Annotated in this window: 3 tRNA genes; all 3 read left to right on the top strand. The window is 45.7% G+C overall.

Annotation, left to right across the window (positions count from 1 at the left end):
• Window positions 1-35: 35 nt before the first annotated feature.
• The 3 genes from AACR75_RS02210 (at window position 36) to AACR75_RS02200 (ending at window position 371) form a co-directional block, all read left to right on the top strand.
• Window positions 36-110: transfer RNA gene (locus tag AACR75_RS02210), tRNA-Gln, on the top strand.
• Window positions 111-190: 80 nt separating this feature from the next.
• Window positions 191-275, top strand: a tRNA-Leu gene (locus AACR75_RS02205).
• Window positions 276-294: 19 nt separating this feature from the next.
• Window positions 295-371: transfer RNA gene (locus AACR75_RS02200), tRNA-Met, on the top strand.
• The last annotated feature ends 130 nt before the right edge of the window (window positions 372-501 follow it).

The raw sequence follows: 501 nt of genomic DNA, 5'->3' as shown, positions 1-501 counted from the left end.
TTCCGCACCATTATTTAGATGAGCAATCATCTTGTAGGGCTATCGCCAAGCGGTAAGGCAGCGGCTTTTGATGCCGCCATTCCCTGGTTCGAATCCAGGTAGCCCTGCCATTATTTGTAGGGTTAGCGATAAGCTGACCGTAAAAAGATGAGCTGAATCAATAACATTCAGTTTATTTAAAGAATACGCTGCGGAAATGGCGAAATTGGTAGACGCACCAGATTTAGGTTCTGGCGCCGCAAGGTGTGAGAGTTCAAGTCTCTCTTTCCGCACCATGATTTAAGATTGTCAAATGGCTACGTAGCTCAGTTGGTTAGAGCACATCACTCATAATGATGGGGTCACAGGTTCGAATCCCGTCGTAGCCACCATTTATTACAACGATAGTTTGAATAACCAATGTTCAATCTATCTACAGTACAAGTTGCGGAAGTGGCGAAATTGGTAGACGCACCAGATTTAGGTTCTGGCGCCGCAAGGTGTGAGAGTTCAAGTCTCTCC

Source organism: Vibrio sp. ZOR0018, assembly GCF_963865925.1.
GTDB classification, from domain to species: Bacteria; Pseudomonadota; Gammaproteobacteria; order Enterobacterales; family Vibrionaceae; genus Vibrio; species Vibrio anguillarum.
Note: the sequence above shows the minus strand (reverse complement) of the source record. Positions and strands in the feature narration are given on the sequence as shown.